The following is a 26057-nucleotide window of genomic DNA, read 5'->3' as shown; positions in this document are numbered from 1 at the left end:
TCGCCTGCTCACCCCCGCCTGGAGCGTAAGGCGGTCAGCTGGGCTATGGAAGCATCCTCGCTGAGCCGGCGGTAGTCGTCACTGCCCAGCGGTATGAGCGCGACGCGGCTCCGCGCGTCGTGATGGATGCCCCAGCCGTAGCGCTTCGCCAGGGGTGAGGAGCGCAGGCAGGCCTGGGGCTTGGCGAAAAGCGCTTCACGCTCCGCATCGAGATTCTCGGTGAGTCCTTTGCGTGCGGCGTGGACCGCGAAGAGTACATCGTCGGAGGTGTGGGCGTAGGGTTCATTCCCGATCAACTCGTACTGCTGCTGCGCCACCGTCTGTGATGCCCCCCGAGCCGGTGGCACCTCCGCCTGCTCCACCGGGCAGTCGACGGCAACCTGAATGAAAGTCTCGCGGTAGTTCGTCGTGGTCATGCACACCATGATCAAGGGTTCTGTCCTATTACTCTTGAAGAAATCCGACAAACAGAGGGCTCATCATGGAGGCTCAGGCCGAGCGCCCAATCCGGGGTGACGAGCAGACCGGCGTGCTGCATCCGGACAATCTGAACCGCTATGACGCGCACTGGATCGAGCCAGCGCCTGCTGTCCGGGACGTAGTGGACCAGTACTGGTATGTCCGATGGCATATGGGCGAGGGCGAAGCCATCGAGCAGGCGATCATCGACTTTCCCGCCGTTACTCTCACCGTTGAACAGGGAGAGGTGCCAGCTGGACTCGTTGTCACCGGGCTGCACCGTCAGGCATGGCATCGCCGGATCGTCGGCACAGGTGAGGTTTTCGCTATCCGCCTCAGGCCAGCAGGGCTAGCCGTGCTCAGCGCCCTGGGCCCTGCCTCGCTCAGGGACGCCACAGTGCCGCTGACGCCGCATCTCGACGGCGAGCTCTATCGCCTCATGACCGGCATCGCCGATCGGACATCACCGGCTGAACGTGCCCAGGCCGCTGATGAGCTCATCGCAGCCCGGCTTCAGCTCAGGCCCCCGCGCCCCACGCATCTGCTGGCCAACCGGATCGTCGACGAACTACGGTCGGGGCCCGCAGCCAGCACGGGGCGGCCGCTGGCCGCGCGCTTCGGGGTGAGCGACCGTACGATCCAACGTGCGCTGGCCGCGACATTGGGAAGCGGGCCGAAGCAGGTGGCTCGCCGTATGCGGCTGCAGCAGGCTGCCCAAGCCATCGCGTTCCGTGATGAAGAGGATCTCGCCGCGATTGCCGCAGAACTCGGTTATGCCGATCAGGCGCATCTCACCACTGACTTCCGTACTGCAGCAGGAACCAGCCCGGGTGCCTACCGGCGAGCCCTGCACCAGTTGGCTGCAGGGTGAGATCTCGGCCGTCCTGGTAGGTCAGACGGTGCCAATGGATGGCTGGTGGCATCAGGCGTCAGAGTCGCGAAGTCAGCCAAGTCCCCACACGCGGTGCGAACGTCGGCGATGACGGTTTCAACACCGAGCCGGTGATACTCCCCGGCTTCAACAGCGGCGTCGAAGTCGAACGATTCGAGCTGTGGGAGGTCTTCTTCGAGGACGCGTTGAATACGGGCGTTCTAGGGCTGGTACGGGGAATAGCCTCAATTTTCGTAGGGCTTTCGACTTGTCGTAGGGCTATAGAGCTACGCAAAGCCGAAAGCCCTACGACAAGTGCCGGCCTCCGGGGTTCAGACCGGAACCAGCGTCTTTAGGCGTGATGGCCAGCGTCAGCTGGCCGAGAGCCGAGCGGGGTCTCCCCGCCGGCGGAACCAGCGCCGAAGCGGGCGGGGATCGTTGCGCTCCAGGCTTCCTTGAGCTCGTCCAGGCCGATGCCGAAGCTTCCGCCGTCGAAGTCTCCGGCCACCTCGATGCCGCCGGAGACCGCATCCACCACCCCCAGCCGCAGGGCGGGGAAGCCCCGGGCGGTGGTCATATCGGTGAACCGCAGCTCCTCCGAACGCGGCAGCGCCACCAGCGCACGGGCCTGAGACTCGCTGAACAGGGCGGTGAAGACATCCACGCCGTCGCGCTCGCACAGCGCATCCACCGATATCCGGGAGCCGACGCCGAAACGCAGGCTCATCTCCGCCAGCCCGGCAACCAGCCCGCCCTCGGAGAGGTCGTGGGCGGCGTCGATCATGCCGTCCCGGGAGGCGTTGATCAGGATCTCGCCCAGGGTCTTCTCCGCAGCCAGGTCCACCTGCGGCGGATGGCCCCCCAGGTGTCCGCGCAGCCGGGCGAACTCTGAGCCGTCCAGTTCATCGCGTGTGGTGCCCAGCAGGTAGATCGCCTGCCCGTCGGCCCACCGCTGGAAGCCGGAGGGAGTGCGGCGGGCGACGTCGTCGAACCTGCCCAGCACCCCGACCACCGGAGTGGGATGGATGGCCCGGCCGGCGGTCTGGTTGTAGAGACTCACATTCCCGCCGGTGACCGGGATCCCTAGGGTCTGGCAGCCGTCTGCCAGACCACGGATGGCCTCGGCGAACTGCCACATGATCTCCGGGTCCTCCGGGGAGCCGAAGTTCAGACAGTCGCTGACCGCCATCGGCACCGCTCCGGCGGTGGCCACATTCCGGTAGGCCTCAGCCAGGGCAAGCTGGGCACCGGCGTAGGGATCCAGGTAGGCGTAGCGGGCGTTGCAGTCGGTGGCCAGGCCCACACCGAGTCCGGTCTCCTCATCCACACGGATCACACCGGAGTCATCAGGTGCCGACAGCGCGGTGTTGCCGCCGACGAACCGGTCGTACTGGTCGGTGATCCAGGACTTATCCGCCATATTCGGGCTCGACATGAGTTCGACGACGGCCCCGCCCAGCTCCTCAGCGGTGGAGGGCAGGTGCTGACCTTCCTCGGAGGCGCGGAAGGAGTCGGCCTGCAGGTCGTCCTGCCAGGCCGGCCGGTGGTAGGGACGCTCGTAGACCGGCCCGTCATGGGCCACGGTGCGGGGGTCGACGTCCACAATGGTCTCGCCGTCCCACTCGATGATCAGCCGTCCGGTGCCGGTGACCTCGCCGAGCCAGGAATACTCGACGTCCCATTTGCTCATCACGGCTTCGAAGGCCTCAGCGTTCTGCGGGGTGACCACGGCCATCATGCGTTCCTGGGACTCTGACATGAGGATCTCCCCAGGAGTCAGCGTGGGGTCACGCAGCAGCACATTTGTCAGCTCCACATGCATGCCGCCCTCGCCGTTGGAGGCCAGTTCACTGGTGGCACAGCTGATGCCGGCCGCACCGAGGTCCTGGATGCCTTCTACCAGCTCGGAACCGAAAAGCTCCAGGCAGCACTCGATGAGCACCTTCTCCGCGAAGGGGTCGCCGACCTGGACTGCGGGCCGCTTGGAGGGCTTGGTGTCGTCGAAGGACTCCGAGGCCAGCACGGAGGCCCCGCCGATGCCGTCGCCGCCGGTGCGGGCGCCGAAGAGCACCACTTTGTTGCCGACACCGTCAGCCCTGGCCAGGCGCAGGTCCTCATGTTTGAGCACCCCGACCGCCAACGCGTTGACCAGCGGGTTCTGCTGGTAGACGGAGTCGAAGACCACTTCGCCGCCGATGTTCGGCAGTCCCAGGGAGTTGCCGTAGCCTCCGATGCCGGAGACCACTCCGGGGAGTACCCGCTGGGTGTCCGGGTGGTCGATGTCGCCGAAGCGCAGCGGGTCCATCACCGCGACCGGCCGGGCACCCATGGAGATGATGTCGCGGACGATGCCGCCGATCCCGGTGGCCGCGCCCTGGTAGGGCTCCACATAGCTGGGATGGTTATGCGACTCGATCTTGAAGGTCACCGCCCAGCCGTCACCCAGATCGGTGACACCGGCGTTCTCGCCGATGCCGACCATCAGGTCTTTCGTCATCTCCTCGGTGACCTTCTCGCCGAACTGGCGCAGATGCACTTTCGACGACTTGTAGGAGCAGTGCTCGGACCACATCACCGAGTACATGGCCAGCTCTGCTGCGGTGGGCCGGCGGCCAAGAATCTCCACGATCCGGGAGTACTCGTCCTGTTTCAGGCCCAGCTCCGCCCAGGGGAGTTCGGTGTCCGGGGTGGTGGAGGCGTTCTCCACGGTGTCGATGTTGAAAGTGCTCATGCTGCCCCTCCTGCCAGTGATGAGATCACCGAGGTGAAGACGGTCAGCCCATCGGTGCCCTCGCGCAGACCGGTGGCGTCGTCGGGCCCGTAGCCGGCCTCCACCGCGTGCTCGGGGTGCGGCATCAGGCCCACCACATTGCCGCGCTCGTTGCTGATCCCGGCGATGTTGTTGCGTGAGCCGTTGGGGCTCTCGCCCACATAGCGGAAGACCACCCGGCCCTCATCCTCGAGCGTCTGGAGAGTGGCGCTGTCGGCGACGTACTGGCCGTCCTGGTTCTTCATGGGGACGGTGATCAGCTCATCATCTGTGAACTGGCTGGTCCAGGCGGTGCTGGTGTTCTCCACCCGCAGCACCTGGTCGGTGCAGATGAACTTCAGGTGGTCGTTCTTGATCATCGAGCCGGGCAGCAGGTGGGCTTCGGTGAGGATCTGGAAGCCGTTGCAGATACCCAGCACCGGCAGGGCAGAGGACGACGCCGCTCCGGGGCCTGAGGAGCCAGCACCGGCGGCCCTGACGATCGTGTCCATCACCGGAGCGAAACGGGCGATGGCACCGGCGCGCAGATAGTCACCGTAGCTGAACCCGCCGGGCAGGATGACCGCATCCACCCCGCGCAGGGACCTCTCGTCGTGCCACAGCGGGACCGGGGTTCCGCCGCCGAGCCTGACCGCGCGGGCGGCGTCGCGGTCATCCAGTGTGCCGGGGAAGGTGACCACGCCGATGCGGGCGCCGTCGAGCGGTTGTGCTGGTGTGGCGCTGATATCGCCGATGAGAGGGGTTTCGGTGCTCATCGCCGCTTACAGGTCCTCGGCCACGGTCACCGAGACCACGTCTTCGATCACCGGATTGGAGAGCATCTCCGCGGCGGCGGTGCGGGCGGAGTCGAGGATCTCCTCGGTGACCTCGCCCTCGACGGTCAGTTCAAAGCGCTTGCCCTGGCGGACTCCGGAGAAGCCGGTGAAGCCGAGGTGGGGCAGTGCGTTGGCGATGGCCTTGCCCTGCGGGTCGAGGATCTCGGGCTTGGGCATGACCTCGACGAGGATCGTAGGCACGTATGTCTCCTGGGGCTGATGTTCAGTTCGGACCGGTTCACAATCCTACCTGGACCACCTCTTCCGCGCCGTTATGGGTTTTCAGGGCATTGTTGGGCTATCAGCACCCCATGGAGACCGGATCACCCAACGCGGGCCTGATGGCTGAACCGCAATGGAGCGAACCAGTGGATACTGGTGTTCATGGAGTGGAGCCTGTACCTCAGTTTTGTGGCGGTTGCGATTGCTGTGGCGCTGACGCCCGGAGCGGATACAGCCGTGGTGCTGAAGAATTCGCTGATGGGCGGGCGGCGTGGCGGGCTTGCCACCGCAATGGGAGTGTTTTTCGCCGGAAGCACACAGGCTGTGCTCGCCGCCGTGGGACTCGGGATCATCGTGGCGCAGTCGCAGACCGCACTGCAGGTCATCCGCTGGGTCGGGGCGGTGTATCTTGCCTGGCTGGCTTTCCAGTCGCTGCGCTCGGCGTGGAAGGGCGAGTATGCGCGGCCGGCGCTGCCACCGGCTGCGATGAAGAGGCGAGGTTTCCTGCAGGGGTATCTGACGAATCTCACCAATCCCCAGGTGCTGATGTTCTTCCTTGCGCTGTTCCCGCAGTTCATGACGCCGGGGATGGACTTCTGGGCGCTGGTGCTGCTGACGATGACCCTGCCGGTGTTGGGCACTCTGCCGCTGCTGGTTATCGCCGTGCTGGTGGATCAGGCAGCGGCCTGGTGGCAGCGCCGTTCGGTACGGCGCACGCTCGACGCCGTCACCGGCGCGGTATTGGGATTCCTCAGCGTCCGGGTCGCTGCCGATGCCTTCCATGAGGCGGCATAGCTGGGGGCGTTGACCGGATCAAGAGCATCTCGGTGGTCATGGATCCAGACGGTGGTAGCCGTAGAGGTCCTGCTGGCTCTCATTGACGGTGAGGATGCCGCCGTCAGGCTGGGTGATGTTCAGTGTCCGGCCGTAGGCCTCATCGATGAGGGAGACCTCGACTCCGCGGGGCTGAAGCTCGGCCATGTACTTCTCGACGTCGCCGGTCTCTGCAAAGAGGCTGATGACTGGCTGGTAGGGCGCATCGTTGTCCACGGTCCTGAGTGTGCCCTCGTGGAAGGCGAACACGCCGTGGCCGATCAGGTCAGTCCAGCCGCCATTGTTGCTGGCGATCCTCGGTGTCAGCCCATAGGGTGCCAGTGCATGGGCTCCAATGGTGACAGTCTCAGCAGGGGTGTAGAGCAGGGCGCCGATGCTGAGCCCGGTGGGGTCGAACCGTGCGGTCCCGGCGCTGACAGCGGACTCTCCGATGTGAACCCTGCCCTGCGGGAGGTCCACGGCAATGGTGTTGCGATCATGGGTGAGCTCGACGCGGTTCACCTCAGTGCCGGCGGCTTCCAACGCCGAAGCGTAGACATCGAGGTCGTCAACGGTGAACTCCACAAGACGGATCCCGTTGAGATGGCTGTCCTCAGGAACCTCGCCGAGCATCAGCTGGCCGGAATCAGCCGCCAGGATGGTGGTCATGGGGTCATCGGCTTCTGTCTCGCGCAGTCCGAGCTGCAGGTAGAACTGCTTCCATGTGACGTATTCGGAGGTGAAATGGATCGGTTGGACGGTGAGAGTGGGGACCGGCGTCTTTGTCATTTTTTCTCCTCCTTGCTCGCGGACTCTATGTAGTCGGTGAGGATGCGCTCCACAAACGCGGAGAGGGACAGCCCTTCGTCGATGCAGCGGTGCTTGACCGCCCGGACCAGCTCCGGGGGGAGGTAGACATTGAACTGGGTCTTCTTCTCGCTCATGCGAGTATGCTAGCAAATTAGCGACCGAATGCAAGTCTCCGCAACGATCCGGCGAATATCGTCGTTATCCAGGCCGGCTGGGGCGGTGTAGCGCCGAGATTTGACGGATGAACTGACGGTGCGCGACCAGCCTGGAGCAAGGGATCGCGGGGCGAGTGGAGCAGGGTGCGGACTGGAGTGGCATTGACCACAGCGGGTCATCGCTGGGAAGAGGTAGGAGCAAAGCAGCGTTGCAGGGGTTGGTAATTCAAATTTGAAACACGCAGCGAAAGGGGATCCTCGTGACCCAGCAGCTCAGCATCGGCATTCTGGGAGCCGGACGTGTCGGCACAGCTGTCGGCAGGCAGGCCGTCCGTGCCGGGCATAGAGTGCGGATCGCCACTGACAAGCCGGCTGATGAGATCAAGTTGCTCACCGAGGTCATCGTCCCCGGCGCAGAAGCCGTGGACAAGGATCAGCTGCGTGGCTCGGACATCATCGTGGTCGCCGTACCGCTGCACAAATACCGCAGCATCGACACCGAGGTTCTTCAGGGCCACGTAGTCATCGACACCATGAACTACTGGGCGCCGGTGGACGGGGTGATGCAGGAGTTCGAGTCTGGCCGCTCAACCTCGGAGGTCGTGGCAGACTTCTTCGGTGATGTGCGCCTGGTCAAGACCCTGAACCACATTGGCTACGGGGATCTGGAGGTCGACTCCCACCCGGCGGGTACCCCGGGACGGCGTGCGCTGGCATTGGCCGCAGATGACGACGACGCCAAGCAGCTGGTGGCCGCCTTCATCGACTCGCTCGGCTACGATGCCGTGGACGCCGGAGCGCTCTCAGCAGGCAAGGCTTTTGAGAACGGAACTGAGATCTTCAACGGTCGCCACACCGCTGAGCAGATGACAGGACTGCTGGAGCAGTGCCAGCGGGTGCTGGCCGGCGTCTGAGACGTGAACTCCATGGCGGCCAGTGCGCTGGGCTCCCCTCCCCGGTATCCTGGATCCGCTATGTCTGCGCCTGCTGCCCCGACCCTGATCTCCGCGGAGGAGCACGGTGAGCGAGCCGCCGCGCACCACCGGGCGGTTCGCGCCTACACGGAGGGCTTTCTGGAGCGGCGCCACGCCGGGGTGAAGCACCCGGTGGAGGACTTTCTCTTCACCTACTACTCCTTCACACCTGGCCGGCTGGCGCGCTGGCATCCCGGTGCAGGATACGTTCTGCAGGGCATGGGTGCATCGGACTGGGTCGGCAGGAGGTTCTACGTCACTGTGCCCGACGGCAGCCCAGCAGGTGGGGCAGCGGTGGATGTGGATCGATTCCGCACGGAGCGGGCCCCGATCATCGGCTTTGCGCGCCGCTTGCTCAGTGCCACCGCCGCGCGTCCGGCTCAGCTGGGCTGTTTCGGGCTGCACGAATGGGCCATGGTCTACCGCGCAGCTGACCACGGACAGCGTCACGATCAAGTTCCGCTGCGTCTGGGCCCTGAGGGAACTGACGAGGTGGTCGACTCGCTGAACATCCGGTGCACTCACTTCGATGCGTTTCGGTTCTATACGCCTTCGGCGCGGCAGCTCAACTCTCTGCAGCCCAGCCGTGAGACGCAGGCTGAGCTGGAGCAGCCGGGATGCCTGCACGCCAATATGGATCTCTACAAATGGGCCTACAAACTGGTGCCTGTTGTGGGCAGTGACCTGCTGCTGGAGTGCTTTGACCTCGCCTGGCGGATCCGTGAGCTGGATATGCGTGCTTCACCGTATGATCTGCGCCAGTGGGGGTATGAGCCGGTGCGGATCGAGAGTCCTGCCGGCCGTGCGCAGTATGCACGGGCTCAGCGCGGCTTCGCAGAAGAGGCCAATGCCCTCCGGGGGCGGATTCTTGCCGAACTCGACCGCATCGAGGACGTTGCCTTCGCGTACGGCCAGTGCTCAGACTTGATGCCAAACCCTGGAAACAGCTGACGTTTCGCTGATGGGACGCTACACTGAAAAGTGTTGACTCGCACCTGAAACTGAGGGCGGCAGGAGTCCCCCGACCGGGAGCCTGTCGCCCTCAGTCGTTGCTGAGGGTGCCGGCAACCTCGCTGAGTGCGGCTGTTCCTTCGCAGAAGAGGCCCACAATCGACCGTTTAAGCCAGGAACAGCAGCATTCAGCGCATCGGGGGTTAGCGACCGGTGCCGGCGTAGACCTTCGCCTCTTCGTCCGAGTCCAGGTCGAAGGCGGTGTGGATGGCCTGCACCGCCTTGTCCAGCAGCTCCACGTCGGTGATGACCGAGACCCGGATCTCCGAGGTGGAAATCAGCCCGATGTTGATGCCGGCATCGCGCAGCGCGGTGAAGAACCGTGCGGAGACACCGGGGTGGTTGCGCATACCGCCGCCGACCAGGGAGACTTTGCCCACCTGGGGCACGAAGTCCAGTCCGGTGAACCCGATGACGTCCTTATGCTCCAGCAGGATGCGCTGGGCCTTGTCGCCGTCGGAGCCGGGCAGGGTGAACGAGATGTTGGTGGTCTTGGTCTCCAGGGAGACGTCCTGGACGATCATGTCGATGTTGATGCCGGCCTCGGCAATGTGGTTGAAGATCTCGGCGGCCTTGCCGGGGACATCCGGAACACCGGTGATGGTCAGTTTGCCTTCGGAGGCGTCGTGGGCGATGCCGGAGATGATGGGCTGTTCCAAGGGTTCGCCTTCCTTGATGGTGATTTTGTCGGAGTCGTCGGGGATGACCCAGGTGCCGGCCTGGTCGGAGAAGGAGGAGCGCACATGGAGTTTCACGCCGAAGCGCCTGGCGTACTCCACGCTGCGAAGGTGGAGCACTTTGGTGCCGGCGGCAGCCATCTCCAGCATGTCCTCACTGGAGATGGTGTCGATCTTCCGGGCGGTGCGCACGACCCGCGGATCGGCGGTGAAGACCCCGTCCACATCGGTGTAGATCTCGCAGACATCAGCGCCCAAGGCCGCAGCCAGGGCCACAGCGGTGGTGTCGGAGCCGCCGCGGCCCATGGTGGTGATGTCCTTGGACTCCCGGCTCATGCCCTGGAAACCGGCGACGATGCCCACATGTCCCTCATCGACAGCCTCTTGGACCCGTTGGGGGGAGACCTCAATGATGCGGGCTTTGCCGTGGATGGCGTCAGTGATCATCCCAGCCTGGGAGCCGGTGAAGGACTGGGCTGTTTCGCCGAGTTCGTGGATGGCCATGGCCAGCAGCGCCATGGACATCCGCTCACCGGAGGAGAGCAGGATGTCCATCTCACGCAGCGGCGGGGCTGAGGAGATATCGGCGGCGAGGTCCAGCAGATCGTCGGTGGTATCGCCCATGGCGGAGACCACCACCACTACTTGGTTGCCGGCCTTCTTGGTGTCCACAATGCGCCGGGCGACGCGTTTGATGGATTCGGCGTCCTGGACGGAGGATCCGCCGTACTTCTGAACGATCAGGCTCATAGGTGTCGTTGCTCATTCCTCAGTGAGATTGGGCAGTGCGGACAAAGGCAGCGCAGTTAGCATCAGCTAGTGTACGCGGTGGCGGGATATGGTTCCGTGGACGGCTCAGTCGCCGAGCACGGCTCCGAGGAACTTCTTGGTGCGTTCCTGATCCGGGTTGGTGAAGATCTTCTCCGGGCGGCCTTCTTCGATCACATGCCCGCCGTCGAACATCATGACTTTGTGGCTGACATCGCGGGCAAAGCCCATCTCATGGGTCACGATCAGCATGGTCACGTTGGTGGTGTCGGCGACTTCCCGCAGGATGTTGAGCACATCGTCGACCACCTCGGGGTCCAGGGCGGAGGTCACCTCGTCCAGCAGCAGAATCTCCGGGTCCATGGCCAGGGCGCGGGCGATCGCCACCCGCTGTTGCTGACCGCCGGAGAGGGAGGTGGGGTGGGCGTTGGCCTTATCCGGCAGTCCCACCTGCTCCAGCAGCGAGTGTGCTTTGGCCACCGCATCCTTCTTGGGCCGGCCCAGGACGTGGACGGGGGCCTCGATGATGTTCTCCAGCACCGTCATATTGGGGAAGAGGTTGAACTGCTGGAAGACCATGCCGATCCGGGTGCGCAGTGACTTCTGCTGCTTCTTGGACACCGGCACCCGCTTGCCGTCGCGATTCTCATGGGTCAGCGGTTGGCCGTCGATGTAGATATACCCCCCGGTGAGCTCCTCCAGGGTCATCACCAGGCGCAGGATAGTGGTCTTTCCCGAGCCTGAGGGCCCGATGAGGGTCACCCGCTCTCCCCGTGCCACCTGGAAGTTGAGGTCCTTGAGCACGATGTTGTCGCCGAAGCGCTTCTCGACGTCGACGAATTCGATCACCGGGTTCGAGGGTGATGACGACGACGGGGCAGGGGCCGGCTGAGTGCCGGCAGCGTCAGTGGGCGTAGGCAAGACGCTTCTCCAATCGGTTGACGAGAACGGCTGTGGGGTAGCTGGCGGCCAAGAAGATGAGGCCCGCAATGGTGAACACCTCGGTGTAGCGGAATGTTGGGGCACCGATCTCACCGGCGACGGTCACCATTTCTGCCACGGAGATGACCAGGAGAAACGGCGTGTCCTTGAACATGGAGATGGCGTAGTTGCCCAGTGAGGGGACGGTGGAGCGCAGCGCTTGGGGGATGACCACCTTCCGCCAGGTGCGCACTGCCGACATCGACAGGGCAGTGGTGGCCTCCCACTGCCCCTTGGGGACTGAGTCGATGCCGGCCCGATAGACCTCGGACATATAGGTGGCGTAGTGCACCCCGAAGACAATGATGCCCACAGTCAGTGCGTCCATCCACAGGAAGGTCCAGAAGACGAAGATCAGCTGGACCACCAGGGGCGTCATGCGGATGAAGTTGGCCACCCAGCGAACAATCCAGGCCAGTGGTTTGGGAAGTATCCGCAGCAGAATGGCGATGACCAGACCCAGCACTGCGGCGATGATGGTGCCGAGAACGGTGACCAGCAGAGTGACCTGCAAAAAAGCCATGAACATCTCAGGGAAGGCCTCGAAGGCGAACTCCCAGTCCCAGAAGGGGCTCTGGCGCACTTCCTCTTCGTCAACGAGGGTCGGGTCGTCAATGGTCTCAGCGAGGAGCGTTCCGGAGACGGTGGTGATCATCGGGCACCTCCAGGATGAGCCCCAGCGCCGGAGGCCGGTTGCTTCGGCCCGCCTCCAGGCCCGGTCATGTCTTTGGGATCAGGGAGTGAGGCGTCCGGTGGGGTGGTTTTGGGGTCCGGCGAGAAAATCTCGCGCAGTGAGGGGCCGCGGCCAAGTTTGTTTTTGGCCCGTGCCTCAAGCACCTGCATGAACAGGGTGAGGATGAGGGCGAGGATGAAGTAGACCACCAGCCCAATGAAGGCATGGGAGAACCAGATGTCGGTGGGTCGGCGGAGATTGTTGAGTTCGAAGGTGAAGTCGTTGACGAAGGGAATGATATAAGCGATTGCGCTGCCTTTGAGCAGGTGCACCCAGAGATTCGTCAGAGAGGGCAGCATCAGAGCCCAGGCCTGGGGAAAGATGACCCGCCGGATCTTATGCGGCCAGGACATGGACAAGGCGGTAGTGGCCTCCCACTGGCTCTTGGGGACAGTGGTCAGTGAGGCACGGACAGCTTCGGCGCCGTAGGCTCCGTAGTTAATGCCGAGAGCTATGACCGCGAGCAGGAAAGTGTTTCTCACCAGGCCTTCGAACGGAAGGTCCGGGTTCCGCATCCACAGCTGCGGCAGCACATACAGCAGAAGGAACAGCAGCACCACCAGGGAGATCCCGCGGAAGAACTCAATGATGACTCGGGCGGGCCCGCGCAGCCACAGGCTGGATGACCCTGCCAGGAGTCCCAGCACAATGGCGATGACGAAGGCCAGTGCTCCGCCGAATATCGTCAGCTGGATCGTCGTCCAGAGACCCTCGAGGAGTCGGTCTGACCAGTTGATCACCACCTCGAAGTAATCTGGCCAGTCTTCGAAGAAGTCCATGGGCCCCTCTCGGATCAGTGCGGTGAGAGACTCTGCGACCGATCCCGTAGGGAAGCGGCCGCAGAGTCTCTAGTGGTTTGCGAGGATCAGTCGTCGAGGCCGTATTCTGCGGCCACCTCGTCAGCGTCCTGCTCGCAGAGCTCCTGAGCGGTCAGCTCGATGGGCGGGATCTGATCCTCGGTGAATCCGAACTCACCGACGATGTCCAGGTACTCGCCAGACTCCATGAGGTCGGCGAGTTCCTCATTGAACTCATCGATCAGATCCTGATCCTCAGTGCGGAACGTGTGTGCGCCCACGGAGAATTCATGGGTGAAAGGATCAGTGACCTCTAGGCCGGGGCTGTCCCCTGCCATCGCCTGCAGTGAGGCGGCTGTCAGGGCGAAGACATCTGCGCGACCGCCTTCGACGAAGTCAATGCCGTCCTGGGCGTTGTCGACGGTGTCATGGTCGACACCGACTTCCCCCAGCCAGGGAGACTCAACGCCTCCGCTGAGGGCTACGACGTCGAGGTCGGCATCGATCAGATCCTCGAACGTATGGACATCGGCGGGATTGCCCTCCTCAAGCAGGAACGCGGTCTGATAGATGAGTTCGGGCTCACCGAAGGCAGCCTCTGCACAGCGCTCGGCGTTGATGGACATGCCGGCCGAGACCACATCCCAGTGGCCGGCGTTGAGCCCAGTAATGAGGTTGCCCCAGTCAGTCTGTTCGACCTCAAGGTCGTAGCCGAGACGGTTGCTGAAGATCTCCTCAGCCACGGCAATGGTTGCTCCGGTGGGTTCACCGCTTTCGTCGAGCCAGGAGTAGGGCTCCTCGCCGAACAGGGCGAGAGTCAGGGTATCGCCCTCGGCAGTGGCCTCGCCGTTGTCGCCGTTCTCTTCAGCGGCACCGTTGTCGTCATCGGGCTCGTCTCCGTTGTCGTCGCCGTTGCCGCAGGCGGTCAGGGCGAGCAGGGCGGCAGCGCTGAATGCACCAGCGCGCAGTGCGTGAGTCTTAAAGCTCATCAGTTGGTACCTCTTGTTTCCTCGTATGGGTTATGCGAGAGGATGCGCCTCACCTTACGTAAGGTTGTCAACAATCCTACGACCGTCGATCAGCAACATCTACCCCTACGCTAAGGTTTTACAGAGCTTTTACAAGCTGGATTCTTTCGCTCAGTGGAAGAAATGACACGCAAGCGTCCCGCCTGGAGATGTTATGGGGTTTTCCCCGCCCGAGCTCGCATCCCCGCGATGTATGGCAAGTGGGGCAGTGGCATGTACCAGACAGAAACCTATCCACCGGTCCCAGATCACAAGTCGATAAATATTTCACCGATGCCTCCGTTGTGACGCCGATCGCATGATTCTCGGCAGCAGCGCTCAGGCTAAGGCGATGCAGGGCGGTCCCACTGCTGCCACTTCCCGGCAGAGTGTGGTGGAGCTCAGCCCACTGAGGTGCGGCCCTCGAAGGCCCGGCCGAGGGTGACATCGTCGGCGTATTCCAGGTCACCGCCCACCGGCAGTCCCGAGGCGAGCCGAGTGATCCGAATGCCCAGTGAGCCGAGCATCCGCACCAAGTAGGTCGCTGTGGCTTCGCCCTCCAGGTTGGGATCCGTGGCGAGGATGACCTCCTGGATCGACTCATCGGAGAGTCGGTTCAGCAGCTCCCGGATCCGCAGCTGGTCGGGCCCGACGCCGGCGATCGGGTTAATGGCCCCGCCGAGCACGTGATAGCGGCCCCGGTAGCTGCGCGTTCGTTCGATGGCCATCACATCCTTGGACTCCTCGACCACGCACAGCACCGAGCCGTCGCGGCGGGTGTCCAGGCAGATCCGGCACTGGGCTTCCTCAGAGACGTTGAAGCAGGTGTCGCAGAACTGCACCTTGTCCTTCACGGTGCGGATCGCCTCGGCCAGCCGGCGCATATCGTCGGCATCGGCCTCCAAGATGTGAAAGGCCACCCTCTGAGCCGATTTGGGGCCGATGCCGGGTAGCCGGCCGAGCTCATCGATCAGGTCTTGGACTACGCCTTCATACACAATCGCCCAGTCTACGGTGAAGGGGCGTCCAGGCGGTGTTCCTCGATCAGCACGCCGTCGAGGATCCGCTCAATCGCCTTGCGGCCGAAGACGCCTGAGTGCTCGAGGTCGGCGTCGTCCTCGCTGGCCACATCATCGGACTCTGCGGTCGGCGGCTGAGCTTCAGCCCAGTCCGGCGGGGGAGAGGCGTCGTATTCCTGGTCGGTGGACTGCGCCGGGCTCGTTGAGGTGTCCCAGGGGGCGGCGGCACCGCGCGAGGCCAGGCGGTTGCGGATCGCCGCCCCTGCCCCGTTAAACGGCGACGGTGCACTGCCCCGAGCGGGTGCCGGGTCACCGGCAGGCGCCGAGCCTGTCTGCGGCGAACCCCCCGCCCGCCGTGCGAACGCAGGCACCACAGGTTTGTCGGGTACTCGCCGGGCCGCCTCGGGAGGGCTCTGCGGCCCGGTACGGTGTTCGGCGGGCGTGTCCTGTTCTGACCTCGGCGACGGGCCAGGGGCCTCATCGTGCCGTGGGCCCGGGGGGAGATCAGGCGGAGGGAGGTCCGGCGGCTCCTCCGTAGGCGGCACCCAGCCGTCGTCAGGCGGCGTCGGGATGGAGAGCGACTCAGGGGAATGCTGCGGCGTCCCTGCGGTGCTCGGCTGAGCAGCGGACGTCGACCGGGGCTGGGCCGGAGCTGATGCCTCAGCCCGGCCCTCAGCTTTTGGGGGAGGCCCACCTCCTGGGGGCGCTGCGGGCTGCTGAGGCTGTCCGTCCTGTCCGATGAGATGGAACCGGACCTGGATGCCGACGACCTCCTGAATGGAATCCGCCAGCGCCTTGTCGCCGCCGCGGTTGGTGAACGTGGCGTGTGCGCCCTCGTTGCTGAAGGACAGCGTCAGAGTCTGCCCGTCGAATCCGGTGACCTGCACATTGCCCTTGACCAGCATCCAGAGCATGCGAGACCGGGACTTCATCGCCTCGACCACATCCGGCCAGGCCTGCTGCATACGTTCGGTCTGGCCGCCTCCGGCAGGGGGAGTGGCCGTCCTGGCAGGCGGCACGGTGGGTGAGGGTTCGGGGTGAGCAGTCTGCTGGGAGCGTGGACCGCGGGGGTTCGTGGCTGAGTCGGCGTCTGAGGTCGCTGGAGGCTGCTGTTCAGCGGGCCGCGGGCTGCTGACTCCTGGGGCGCTCCAGTGCTCCTGGGCCCCCGTGCCGCTGGACTCCTGCGGCGCAGCGGGTTCGGCGGGCGCCGTCGGTGCTTGCTGGGCCTGCGATCCGCGCGGTGCTTCCCCGGCAGGTGTGGTGCCGGCCCCTGAGGTGAAGTCCAGGCGCCGTTCCAGGCGCTCCAGCCGGGCGGCGATGCTGGCGTGTCCGGACTCGGCGTGGGGCAGCAGCAGCCTGGCCATCAGCAGTTCCAGGTGCAGCCGCGGACTGGTGGCGCCGACCATCTCGGTCAGCGCGGTGGCGGTGATGTCAGCGGCCCGGGAAAGCTCCGCGGCGCCGATGGTTCCGGCCTGGTTCTGCATGACGCGGATCTGGTCCTCCGGCACCCCGCGCAGGATGGCCTGCGGGGACTCGGGGACGGATTTGACGATGATCAAGTCCCGCAGCCGCTCCAGCAGATCCTCGACGAACCGGCGGGGGTCCTGCCCGGACTGCACCACGCGGTCGACCACCTGGAACGCGGTGGCCCCGTCCAGTGCGGCCACGGCGTCGACCACCTGGTCCAGCAGCGCGGTGTGGGTGAATCCCAGCAGGGCGACCGCCCGGTCGTAGTCGAGCCCATCGGAACCGGCACCAGCGATGAGCTGGTCGAGCACGCTGAGGGTGTCGCGGACCGAGCCGCCGCCGGCGCGCAGCACAAGCTGCAGCACCCCGGGGGCCACCTGCACGTTCTCCGCGCCGCAGAGCCGCTCCAGATAGTCCAGCAGCGGCTCCGGGGGAACCAGCCGGAAAGGGTAGTGGTGGGTCCGGGAACGGATGGTGCCGATGACCTTGTCCGGCTCTGTGGTGGCGAAGATGAACTTGATGTGCTCCGGGGGTTCCTCCACGATCTTCAGCAGGGCGTTGAAGCCTGCGGCTGTGACCATATGGGCCTCATCGATGATGAAGATCTTGTACCGGTCCCGCACCGGGGCGAAGGTGGCGCGCTCGCGCAGGTCGCGGGCGTCGTCGACACCGCCGTGGGAGGCGGCGTCGATCTCAATGACGTCCAGTGAGCCCGACCCCCCGGTGGCCAGGTCCCGGCAGGATGCGCACTGTTCGCAGGGGCTGCCGGTGGGACCATGCTCACAGTTCAGGCAGCGGGCCAGAATCCGTGCGGAGGTGGTCTTTCCGCACCCGCGCGGCCCGGAGAAGAGATAGGCGTGTGAGACCGCATCCTTGCCCAGCGCGGTGGCCAGCGGGCCGGTGACATGCTCCTGGCCGATGACGTCGGTGAAGGTGTCAGGGCGGTAGCGGCGGTACAGGGCGGTGCTCACCCATAAGACTTTACCGCGTGGGTCCGAAGGCGGCAGCAACACCCCGTTTTCGTCACTCGTTGCCTTCAAAGCGATGAACGTTCGATGAACAGCACATGAAATTCCCCCAGTTGCGGGATATGCAAGTGAAATTCCCTCTAGCGTGTGGCTCGTGCTCATCACTGATCTGGTCAAAGCGCGCGGCCACCGACTCACCGAGACGGACCGAAAGCTCACTGCAGTGCTTCAGTCTCGGCCTGCAGAAGCCGCATTCTGGCGTGCGCAGGAGCTGACTTCTCCGTTGGGACTTCACCAGTCATCGGCCACCCGCCTAGCCCAGCGGCTCGGGTTCTCCGGATACCCTGAGCTGCGCGAAACCCTGCGCCAGGACTATCTGGGCTCCGACGGGCCCTCCCAGCGGATTCGTGGTCACCTGGACCGCAGCGAGGAGGGGCACGAGCTCCAGGAACTGGTCCACGGCGAGATCAAGGCGCTGGAAGAGCTTCCACGGCATGTGGCCCAGGGTGACCTGGACTCATTGGCTGCCCGGATCGTCGCTGCGGATGTGGTCTATCTCTTCGGCCAGGGCAACTCCATTGTGCTGGTCGAGCAGCTCGCCAGGCGCCTCAACCGTTTCGGCATCCGCTCCACCCAGCTCATCGGCTCTCGGCGTGATGTGGCAGAGCGGATTGCACCCATGCGCAGCGGTGATGCCCTGTTGGCCTTCGCCTTTCGCAGGATGCCCGATTCGCTGTCACAGGTCCTGGAGATGACAGTCAAGGAGGACATTCACTCGACAGTGCTCACCGACAACCTGCTGACCATGCGGCCGGACCCGGACTCCATCATCGCCGCACCCCGTGGACGCAGCAGCGAGTTCCTCTCACTGACAGTGCCGATGGCGATCTGCAATGCCTTGGTGCTCACCATCGCCCGGCGTCACCCGGACATAGCTCTGGGATCCCTTGACCGACTGGGCGGGATCCTTGAGCACTTCGAGGCCTGACCCGAAGAAACCGCAACCATGCCCACACCCTTTCACGAAGGAGAACCGTCATGAACACCACCCTGAAACTGAGCTGTGCGACGCTCACTTTGCTGGCCTTGGCCGCCTGCGCAGGCGCCTCTGAAGCCGATGCAGACAGTGAGAGCATTGACGCCGACCAGGCCCATCCAGAGTTCGACGAGATGACTCACGAGCAGCTCGTGGCCGCCGCCGAGGAGGATGGCGAAGTCGTGGTCTACTCCTTCACCTCCCGCATCGCCACGGTGGCCGAGGAGTTCCGGGCCCAGTACCCCGGCATCGACATCGTGGAGCACGATGTCTCCTCCACCGAACTGATCGAACGTCTCCGCTCCGAGCATCAAGCCGGTGCCGACACCGCCGATGTCGCCTATGTCTCCGACGCCCCGGTGGTATGGAACGAGCTCCTGCAACAGGAGGTCCTGCTGCGCTACATCCCTGAACGCGTAGAGGACCTGCTCGACGAGCAGTACAAGGAGCCGCTGCTGACCAACCGGCTCTCCACGAAGGTGCTCATGTACAACGAGGAGGCTCACCCCGACGGTGCCCCGGTGGACTACCTGTGGGAACTCACCGAACCTCAGTGGCAGTCCCAGGTGGTGATGGTCGACCCCACCGGCCGCGGAGACTACCTGGACCTGATGACTGAGATCGTGCTGCGCGCCGATGAGATGGAGACCACCTACCAGGAGTACTTCGGCGAGCCCATAGAGCTTGATGAGGGCGTCGAGAACGCCGGGTACCAGTTCATCGCCGATCTCTACGCCAACGATGCGATCCTGGTGTCCTCCACTGACGACGTCAACGAAGCCGTGGGCGCAGTCGGTCAGCAGGATCCGCCCATCGGATTCGCCACCTACTCCGACCGGCGGGACAACGAGGACGAAGGCTGGGCGCTGCAGGTGGCCAACGACGTCGCCCCCGGTCCCGGCATCATCTTCCCGGCCATGCTCGGGATCACCGCTGAGGCGCAGAACCCGGCAGCGGCCCGGTTGCTCATCGACTTCATGATGGGTGATGACTCCTCCGACGGCGGCCCCGCCTACGCGCCGTTCTACGTTCCCGGTGACTATCCCACCCGCAGCGATCTCGCCACTCCTGAGGAGGCACTGCCGCTGGAGGAGTTCAACGCCTGGCTGCTCGCCCCAGAAGAGTCTGCTGCGGTTCGCGGTGAGGTCAACGACTTCATCCTCACCGTCGAATGAGGCAGACAATCCTGCGGAGACTGACCCGCCCCGTGACTGTCCTGACAGGGTTGGTCCTAGCCGTGCTCGGCATACTGGTGGCCGCGCCGCTGGTCTCGCTGGTCTCCGCCACCATCCCGGCGGACGGGGACTTCGCCGGCAGCTCCTGGCCAGATGTGGTCACCAGCCCCATGGCCGTGAACCTGTTCTGGACCCCCTTGCAGAACTCTTTGCTGGTGGCGCTGGGAACAGCGGTCCTCTCCACGGTGCTCGGCGCCTTCCTGGCCTGGGTGGTGGTCCTCTCCGATGCCCCCGGCCGGAAGATCATCGCGGTGCTGGCCACCATCCCCTTCGCTCTGCCCAGCTTCGCCATTGCTCTGGCCTGGTCCTCGGTCTTCCGCAACGGCAGAGTGGGAGGATCACCGGGAATCCTGGCAGGGATGGGTGTCGAGGTGCCCGACTGGCTGGCGTGGGGTGCGCTGCCGGTGACTCTGGCCCTGGTGGCCCACTACTTCAGCCTGAGCTTCATCATCATCGCCGCTGCCCTGGCTGGCCTCGGCGGGGATCTGCTCGCGGCGGCTGAACTGACCGGAGCCTCCAAGCTGCGGGTGGCAGCCAGCATCGCGATTCCCGCCGTCAGTCCTGCGCTGCTCTCCAGCTTCCTTCTGGCCTTTGCCGAGGGCGTGTCCAATTTCGCCTCACCAGCTCTGCTGGGCTTGCCGGTGCGGTTCCAGACACTGTCCACCCGGCTCTACGGATCCATCTCCACCGGAAACGTGGAGCGCGGATATGTGCTGGCTATCCTCCTGGTCATCGTGGCAGCTGCCGTGCTCTACGTGGGCAACCGGGTCACCGCCGGGCGCAGCTTCGCGGTCATCACCGGCAAGGCCACCCGCCCGCGTACCGTCAGACTCGGCGCAGCCGCATGGCCGGTGTTCACGCTGGCCTCGGGGCTGGTGGCCGCCACCACGATCCTGCCGCTGGCCGTTCTGGCGTTGACCACCTTCAGCCGGCGCTCCCACCGGTTCGACGACGGCTTCACCCTCCACTACTGGGTCGGAGAGTCTGATCCGGGCGTCTCCCACGGTATGGCCGGGGTCTTCCGCAACGACAGGCTGATGGACGCCACCGGCACGACCATTGCCTATGGCCTTGCAGTCGCTGCAGGTGCCGTGGTGCTGGGCATGCTGGCGGCCTATGCGGTACGCCGCAGTGGCTCCACCGCGGTGATCGGCAGCATCAGCTTCCTCAGCTATGTGCCGTTCCTCATCCCGGGAATCGCCTTGGGCGCGGCGTTCATCGCGCTCTTCGGCTCGGCATCCAGTCCGCTGCCCAATCTCTACGGCACCTTTTGGATCCTGGTGCTCGCCGGCATCGCAGCCTCTGTCCCGTACGCCTTCCAGACCTCAAAGTCTGCTCTGGGCCAGGTCAGCGGTGAGCTGGAGGAGGCCGCCGTCGTGGTCGGCGCCGGTACCGGCCGGAGGATCACCCGCATCCTGCTGCCGCTCTCGGCACGCGGGGTGACAGGCGGGGCGATGCTGGTGTTCGTCACCACCGTCCGTGACCTCTCGCTGGTGGTGCTGCTGGTCACCCCGGCCACGCCGTTGCTGGCGGTGGAGACGTTCCGTTACGCGGAGGAGGGGTTCACCCAGCACGCCAATGCGATCACGCTCATCATTGCCGCGGTCTCGGTGACCGCCACCCTCCTGGCCCGGCGGCTCCAAGGGGCGGATCAGCCCTGGAACAGATGAATGGCTCGGAATCGGGGCTCCTCGCGGCCCGAAGAATCTAGGGAGAGACGTATGACAGAGACCACGACGCCGGATGTGGGCCGGGGTGCTTCGATCACCGTGGACAGGCTGGTGAAGTCCTTCGGGGATCAGCGTGCCGTCAATGAGGTGTCCATGGACCTCCCGGCAGGGGCACTGCTGGTCCTGCTGGGGCCCTCAGGCTGCGGCAAGACCACCACCCTGCGCATGATCGCCGGCCTGGAGGACCCCAGCGGCGGGCGGATCCGGTTCGGGGACAAGACCATGGCCGACGGCGACTCCGGAGCCGCAGTGCCTGCTGAGAAGCGCGGCATCGGCATGGTGTTCCAGTCCTACGCACTGTGGCCGCATATGACCGTACGCGCCAACGTTGAGTGGCCGCTGAAGGTGGCTGGATGGGGCACTGCTGAGCGTAGGAGACGTTCGGCGGAAGTGCTGGGCATGCTGGGCATCGACCACCTGGCCGAGCGCTATCCCGGTCAGCTCTCCGGCGGTCAGCAGCAGCGGGTGGCGATCGCCCGGACTGTGGCGCCGCGGCCTCAGGTGCTGCTGTTCGACGAGCCGCTGAGCAATCTGGACGCCCGGCTGCGTGTGGACACACGAGCTGAGCTGGTGGAGGTCCACCGCAGGTCCGGGGCCACCAGCGTCTACGTCACCCATGATCAGATCGAAGCGCTGGCCATGGCCACCCACATCGCGGTGCTCAAGGAAGGCAGGCTGGAACAGTTCGGCACCCCGGACGAGCTGCTGGAGAACCCGCAGACGGCCTTCGTGGCCGAGTTTTTGGGCAGTCCGGCCGCTGTGCTCATCGAGGGCACGGTCGCCTCCGGGGAGCTGATGCATGAAGGTATTGCTCTGGCGGCAGCTGTGCCGCTTCCTGACGGAGAGACACTGTCGGCCATGTACCGACCGGAGGCGATCAGCCTGGCTGAGCAGGATGGCACCGGCGTGGACATCACCGTGCTGGAGTCGACGCCGAGCGCAGGACGTTTTGTGGTCACCGTCCGAAGGGGAGCCAAGCGCATCGCGGTGGTCAGTGAAACCCGCTATCCAGTGGGCGCTCGCCTGAGGCTGGTGCTTCCCGAAGAGCCTGCAGCACTGTTCGACGCTGAGGGCCGCCGCTGGGACCACCTGGCATGAGTGAGCTGACCCGGCTGCTGCTGGTTCGGCACGGCCAGACCCCCTGGACGGTTGAGCACAGGCTCCAGGGCCAGACCGACATCCCGCTCAATGGGACTGGCAGGGAGCAGGCCGCAGCGCTGCGTCCCTCTGTGCAGGAGTTCGCCCCAGAGTCAGTCCTCTCCTCACCTGCCCAGCGCGCTGCCCAGACCGCGCAGATACTGAGTCCGCTTGAGCCGGTCTATGACGACCGCCTCAAGGAAGCCGATCTGGGACAGTGGGAGGGACGAACCGCTGAGGAGATCGGTGCTGACTACCTGGCTTGGCGGGCAGGGACTGTCCTGCCGCCTGGCGCTGAGCCGCGGGAGACCGTCGTCGACCGTGTCAAGTCCTTCTTACAGGACGCGGCAGCGGTTCCGGGGAACGTGCTGATCGTGACCCATGGCGGGGTGATCCGGGCCGCCCTTCACGCGCTGGTAGGTTTGCGCATCGATCAGATCGTTCCAGTGGCCGCAGCCAGCCTGACTGTGCTCGACCTCGTCACCGAAGATCTCAGCCAAGCCCGGCTGCGCCACTACAACCTGAGTCCGAGCACTGTCCCAGGACAGTCTGGCTCCGCCCCACCTCGCCTCCGTAGCAGCTGACTCAGCCGGTCTGCTGATGGTCGCGGCGCGCTCGCTGATGGAGCATCAGACCCAGCAGCAGGAGAAGAAGAGCACTGGCGCCGAATGCCACTGCTGTGCTGCCGGTGTGTGCCAAGCCGTTGCCGGTGCCGCCGGCCTCGGCCGTTTGAGCGGCTGACGGTGACTCACCCTCGGCAGGGACGAGGGATGAGGACGCACCAGGGCTCTGGCTGCTCGTGCTTTCCCCGTCAGCCGACGCTGAGGGATCCGTTGGACTCGGCTCGTCAGTGGGTCCCGGCTGTGTGTCGTCCTCGTCTTCGCCGTCACCTTCGAACGCGCCGTCGAAGTCGAGTACGTAGTCATGGCTGATGAACTTCATCAGTTCGGGGTCAAGAGCCTGTGCCTCCAGGTCGTTGCCGTAGATGTCCACGGTGCCGGCGTCCTGCAGCACGCGCACCGCGGTGCCGTCCTCCAGGTTGGGCACCAGCGGCAGCGACTCGTAGGATCCGGTCCATCCCTCCAGATTCAGCGGGTTCTGAGACTGCACCGGAGCGTCCTCAGGGTCACCGCTCCAGCCGAAGATCGCGAAGTCGCCCGCGTCATCGGCGGAACCGCCCTGGATGGCGTAGTGGCCGTCTTCCGTATTGGTCATCGCGCGGATCGCCCGGCCGTCCAGGTCCAGGGTGTGCCAGTCAGTGATTTCGATCTCTGCATCGTCGACCACCACGTTGTAGATGTCTCCGATCTCGATGATCAGCGCGTGATCACCTTCGGAGCCCGGCTCATCATTGCTGCCGACACCGGTGCCGGGGTCGACCAGAGGGGAGCGGAAGCCCAACCACAGCGACTCACCATCAGGGGCGATCGCCGCACCTTCAACGTTGAGGCTGTTGGGTCCCTCTGCCGAGTAGCCCTCCTCGACGGCGCGTGCGAATTCGAGCGCGCCAGCGCCCAGACCGTGACCGTCCGCTGCATCCCAGTCGACCAGCGCCTGCTGGAACCCGCGGGCGTAGCCGAGAGTCTCCAGCTCAGTGCCGGCACCCTCCCCGGTGACCCGGGTGGCCGCGATGGTTTCGCGGTCCGGCCGCAGATTGCCGGAGCGGGAGTTGCCCTGAGAGCCGATCCAGAAGATCGTGTCATCGATGCGGGCAGACGCTTCGGTGTCCCAGGTCTCGCCGGGTTGACGCTCATAGGAGATCAGCTCGTGGTCCTCACCCTGGATGGGAAAGAAGTTGATCGGAACATCGAAGCTGGGGCCGTAGAGCCTGATACCGAGGCTGTCATCATCCGCAGTCAGGAAGTGACCATCCCCGACATCCTGAGCAGTTGAGGCATCCGACATGCCCACATGGGCGTAGGCGGACTCAGCCTCGAGCGCGGCGGAGACCCAGTAGGTCAAGTCAGCGGCGGCAATCGTCTCGCCGTCCAGCTGGGCGCTGATGCTGAGCTCCGTGGTGCCGGTGCCGACCGGAGTGGCGGAGAGCGTGTACTGGCCGTCGTCGCGCGGTTCGATGCTCACCGCCTCAGCAGTGATCACCTCGGTGTTGGCCGAGGCGATCTCGAACTCGACGCCGTCGAACCCGGGGATCTCGGCACTGCTGAGCCCAAAGACTGCCTGCGGGTTGGTCTCGGCACCGATCACAGCCGAAAGCGCGTCTCCGCTGCCGTAAGGCACCTGGGACACCCATTCGATCTCTGCGGGGAACTGTTCGGGTTGTTCGACCTCGATGCCACCGCCGGGCTCGAACTCCGGTGCGAACGCGACGCCGCGGAAGGCATAGTTCTCCTCGGCGGTGGCGATGACGCTCTCCTCAGCCTCAGCCAGCTCACCGGTGTCGAGCAGCTGGACCAGCTCGTTGCCGAAGCCGGATCCGCGGGTAGCGTAGATCGCCACGCCTCCGTCAGCCACAGCGGCCTCCACACCCCAGAACTCACCGGGGTAGGCATCGACTGCCTCCCAGGCGCCGTTGGTCTGGGCGTAGCGGACCAAGGCCGGCTCGTCGCCGTCGGTGAAGGCGACGTAGAGGTGGTCTCCGGCGAACGCGAAATCGTGCGGGGTGTCCCTTCCTTCGGGGGTGGGTGCGACCACCACGAAGCCGTCCTCGTCAATGGTCTCAGTCGGGGCGCCTTCGCCGACTTTGACGATGCCGCTGTAGTTCGACCGGTCCGAACTGACGTAGAGCTGACCCTCGTGGAAGCCAGGCACGCGGTGGTTGCGCAGCTGCCCCGAGTTGCCGGGAACGACGACGCTCGGATCGTCTCCGCCGACCTCCACGGTCAGGACACCGGCGGCATAGGGTTCCTGGGCGTCGCTGTTGCCGTGACCACCGGCCCAGAAACGAGTGGCGTCCAGCGCGGCGACCCCACGAATGTGGCTGCCGCTGAACGCCCCGGCCAGGCTGGTGGAGACATCCACGGAGCCGTCGGCGGAAATCGCGGCGATCACCCGTTCAGTGCCCAGTTCGGTCAGTGCGGAGTTGGTGTTCGCGCCGGGGTCGGCGTCATAGCCGCCGATCACCAATGTGGACTCATCCTCAGAAAGCCGCAGCGCCGCGGCCTGGTCACGGTCGGCACCGACCACGAACCTGTGCTGACCCTCCTCATCGCCGGCGTAGGGGATCCCGGTGATCCCGTTGTGCGTGCCGTCGGCGTCGAAGAGGTGGATGCTCACCGGCACACCTTCATCTGCGGTGCGCACCCCATCGCCCACCACCGACACCGCCAGCTGGGGAACATCCGGCAGGGGCGGCTCAGGCCCGGTGCCGGCTGTGACCGGGGCAGTGCCGAGGCCCAGCAGGGCACCGATCAGGCCGAAACCCGTGAGGGTTCGTAAGGCACGACTCCGGGGTGATGACATCAAGGGAGAGTTTTCAGTGTTCATCTGTTCCTCATCGAGTGACTGCAGCTAAAGCATCGGTATCCGCATCAGTCCGCTGAGGTCTGAATTGCTGGACCGATCCTCTGCAGTCGATCAGGGTGAGTTGAACCTGTGGTGACGTGCCGGCAAACCCCGGGTCACGGGGCGGGAAACGAGTCGCT

General features: G+C 65.0%; 23 protein-coding genes. 9 read left to right on the top strand and 14 right to left on the bottom strand.

Annotated elements, in window-relative coordinates:
* Nucleotides 1–8: 8 nt before the first annotated feature.
* Complete coding sequence (locus tag DVO78_RS05535; protein WP_120003995.1) at nucleotides 9–416, bottom strand: DUF6157 family protein; 408 nt, start codon at nucleotides 414–416, stop codon at nucleotides 9–11.
* Nucleotides 417–481: 65 nt separating this feature from the next.
* Here DVO78_RS05535 and DVO78_RS05530 point away from each other — a divergent pair, with 65 nt between their 5' ends.
* Nucleotides 482–1330: an AraC family transcriptional regulator gene (locus tag DVO78_RS05530; RefSeq protein WP_120003814.1), complete on the top strand. Its 849-nt coding sequence runs from the start codon at nucleotides 482–484 to the stop codon at nucleotides 1328–1330.
* 352 nt (nucleotides 1331–1682) lie between these two features.
* Here the strand turns inward: DVO78_RS05530 and purL are convergent, their stop codons facing one another.
* Genes purL through purS form a run of 3 tightly spaced genes read right to left on the bottom strand, consistent with a single transcriptional unit; the run spans nucleotide 1683 to nucleotide 5116 of the window.
* Nucleotides 1683–4061 (bottom strand): phosphoribosylformylglycinamidine synthase subunit PurL, encoded by a 2379-nt coding sequence (gene purL / locus DVO78_RS05520; protein WP_120003812.1) that lies wholly within the window; start codon nucleotides 4059–4061, stop codon nucleotides 1683–1685.
* Complete coding sequence (gene purQ, locus DVO78_RS05515; protein ID WP_120003811.1) at nucleotides 4058–4855, bottom strand: phosphoribosylformylglycinamidine synthase subunit PurQ; 798 nt, start codon at nucleotides 4853–4855, stop codon at nucleotides 4058–4060. Before purQ ends, purL begins: the two co-directional genes overlap by 4 nt.
* 6 nt (nucleotides 4856–4861) lie before the next feature.
* Nucleotides 4862–5116, bottom strand: coding sequence for a phosphoribosylformylglycinamidine synthase subunit PurS (gene purS / locus DVO78_RS05510; RefSeq protein WP_120003810.1), 255 nt, complete (start codon nucleotides 5114–5116; stop codon nucleotides 4862–4864).
* A gap of 183 nt (nucleotides 5117–5299) precedes the next feature.
* Between purS and DVO78_RS05505 the strand changes: the two genes are divergently transcribed.
* The gene (locus DVO78_RS05505; protein ID WP_157983884.1) at nucleotides 5300–5932 is read left to right on the top strand and encodes a LysE family translocator; all 633 of its coding nucleotides are present in this window, start codon (nucleotides 5300–5302) and stop codon (nucleotides 5930–5932) included.
* 36 nt (nucleotides 5933–5968) lie between these two features.
* On the opposite strand, the gene DVO78_RS05500 is transcribed toward DVO78_RS05505, so the two are convergent.
* Nucleotides 5969–6739: a VOC family protein gene (locus DVO78_RS05500; protein WP_120003808.1), complete on the bottom strand. Its 771-nt coding sequence runs from the start codon at nucleotides 6737–6739 to the stop codon at nucleotides 5969–5971.
* Nucleotides 6736–6894: a ribbon-helix-helix domain-containing protein gene (locus DVO78_RS05495; protein ID WP_120003807.1), complete on the bottom strand. Its 159-nt coding sequence runs from the start codon at nucleotides 6892–6894 to the stop codon at nucleotides 6736–6738. Before DVO78_RS05495 ends, DVO78_RS05500 begins: the two co-directional genes overlap by 4 nt.
* A gap of 281 nt (nucleotides 6895–7175) precedes the next feature.
* Between DVO78_RS05495 and DVO78_RS05490 the strand changes: the two genes are divergently transcribed.
* Entirely contained in the window at nucleotides 7176–7829 is a 654-nt protein-coding gene (locus DVO78_RS05490) for an NADPH-dependent F420 reductase (RefSeq protein WP_120003806.1), read from the top strand.
* Between the two features lie 60 nt (nucleotides 7830–7889).
* Complete coding sequence (locus DVO78_RS05485; RefSeq protein ID WP_120003805.1) at nucleotides 7890–8840, top strand: 3-methyladenine DNA glycosylase; 951 nt, start codon at nucleotides 7890–7892, stop codon at nucleotides 8838–8840.
* Nucleotides 8841–9043: 203 nt separating this feature from the next.
* On the opposite strand, the gene DVO78_RS05480 is transcribed toward DVO78_RS05485, so the two are convergent.
* The 7 genes from DVO78_RS05480 to DVO78_RS05450 all read right to left on the bottom strand — a co-directional run bounded on the left by DVO78_RS05480 (nucleotide 9044) and on the right by DVO78_RS05450 (nucleotide 17320).
* On the bottom strand, nucleotides 9044–10327 hold the full coding sequence (locus DVO78_RS05480) for an aspartate kinase (RefSeq protein ID WP_120003804.1): 1284 nt from the start codon (nucleotides 10325–10327) through the stop codon (nucleotides 9044–9046).
* Between the two features lie 105 nt (nucleotides 10328–10432).
* Entirely contained in the window at nucleotides 10433–11266 is an 834-nt protein-coding gene (locus tag DVO78_RS05475; protein WP_120003803.1) for an amino acid ABC transporter ATP-binding protein, read from the bottom strand.
* Complete coding sequence (gene ehuD, locus DVO78_RS05470; protein ID WP_120003802.1) at nucleotides 11250–11981, bottom strand: ectoine/hydroxyectoine ABC transporter permease subunit EhuD; 732 nt, start codon at nucleotides 11979–11981, stop codon at nucleotides 11250–11252. The genes DVO78_RS05475 and ehuD overlap by 17 nt, the downstream gene beginning before the upstream one ends.
* On the bottom strand, nucleotides 11978–12838 hold the full coding sequence (locus tag DVO78_RS05465; RefSeq protein ID WP_120003801.1) for an amino acid ABC transporter permease: 861 nt from the start codon (nucleotides 12836–12838) through the stop codon (nucleotides 11978–11980). Before DVO78_RS05465 ends, ehuD begins: the two co-directional genes overlap by 4 nt.
* 86 nt (nucleotides 12839–12924) lie before the next feature.
* Nucleotides 12925–13845, bottom strand: coding sequence for a transporter substrate-binding domain-containing protein (locus DVO78_RS05460; RefSeq protein ID WP_120003800.1), 921 nt, complete (start codon nucleotides 13843–13845; stop codon nucleotides 12925–12927).
* Between the two features lie 419 nt (nucleotides 13846–14264).
* Complete coding sequence (recR, locus tag DVO78_RS05455; protein WP_120003799.1) at nucleotides 14265–14861, bottom strand: recombination mediator RecR; 597 nt, start codon at nucleotides 14859–14861, stop codon at nucleotides 14265–14267.
* A gap of 11 nt (nucleotides 14862–14872) precedes the next feature.
* Nucleotides 14873–17320 carry a DNA polymerase III subunit gamma and tau gene (locus DVO78_RS05450; RefSeq protein ID WP_238385156.1) on the bottom strand — a complete coding sequence of 816 codons (2448 nt, stop codon included), beginning with the start codon at nucleotides 17318–17320 and terminating at the stop codon, nucleotides 14873–14875.
* Between the two features lie 151 nt (nucleotides 17321–17471).
* Between DVO78_RS05450 and DVO78_RS05445 the strand changes: the two genes are divergently transcribed.
* The 5 genes from DVO78_RS05445 to DVO78_RS05425 are packed head-to-tail and all read left to right on the top strand — an operon-like array spanning nucleotide 17472 to nucleotide 23039.
* Entirely contained in the window at nucleotides 17472–18305 is an 834-nt protein-coding gene (locus DVO78_RS05445; protein ID WP_157983883.1) for a MurR/RpiR family transcriptional regulator, read from the top strand.
* Nucleotides 18306–18355: 50 nt separating this feature from the next.
* On the top strand, nucleotides 18356–19528 hold the full coding sequence (locus DVO78_RS05440; RefSeq protein ID WP_120003797.1) for an ABC transporter substrate-binding protein: 1173 nt from the start codon (nucleotides 18356–18358) through the stop codon (nucleotides 19526–19528).
* Nucleotides 19525–21258, top strand: a complete 1734-nt coding sequence (locus tag DVO78_RS05435) for an ABC transporter permease (RefSeq protein ID WP_157983882.1) — start codon at nucleotides 19525–19527, stop codon at nucleotides 21256–21258. The genes DVO78_RS05440 and DVO78_RS05435 overlap by 4 nt, the downstream gene beginning before the upstream one ends.
* Nucleotides 21259–21309: 51 nt before the next feature.
* Nucleotides 21310–22416 carry an ABC transporter ATP-binding protein gene (locus tag DVO78_RS05430; protein ID WP_120003795.1) on the top strand — a complete coding sequence of 369 codons (1107 nt, stop codon included), beginning with the start codon at nucleotides 21310–21312 and terminating at the stop codon, nucleotides 22414–22416.
* Nucleotides 22413–23039, top strand: a complete 627-nt coding sequence (locus DVO78_RS05425) for a histidine phosphatase family protein (protein ID WP_120003794.1) — start codon at nucleotides 22413–22415, stop codon at nucleotides 23037–23039. Before DVO78_RS05430 ends, DVO78_RS05425 begins: the two co-directional genes overlap by 4 nt.
* Nucleotide 23040: 1 nt before the next feature.
* On the opposite strand, the gene DVO78_RS05420 is transcribed toward DVO78_RS05425, so the two are convergent.
* Nucleotides 23041–25899 (bottom strand): hypothetical protein, encoded by a 2859-nt coding sequence (locus DVO78_RS05420; protein WP_120003793.1) that lies wholly within the window; start codon nucleotides 25897–25899, stop codon nucleotides 23041–23043.
* Nucleotides 25900–26057: the final 158 nt, after the last annotated feature.

The sequence above is a fragment of the Nesterenkonia muleiensis genome (assembly GCF_003600155.1).
Classification (GTDB): domain Bacteria; phylum Actinomycetota; class Actinomycetes; order Actinomycetales; family Micrococcaceae; genus Nesterenkonia; species Nesterenkonia muleiensis.
The sequence above is the reverse complement of the archived record's forward strand: the minus strand, read 5'-3'. Positions and strand labels throughout refer to the sequence as shown.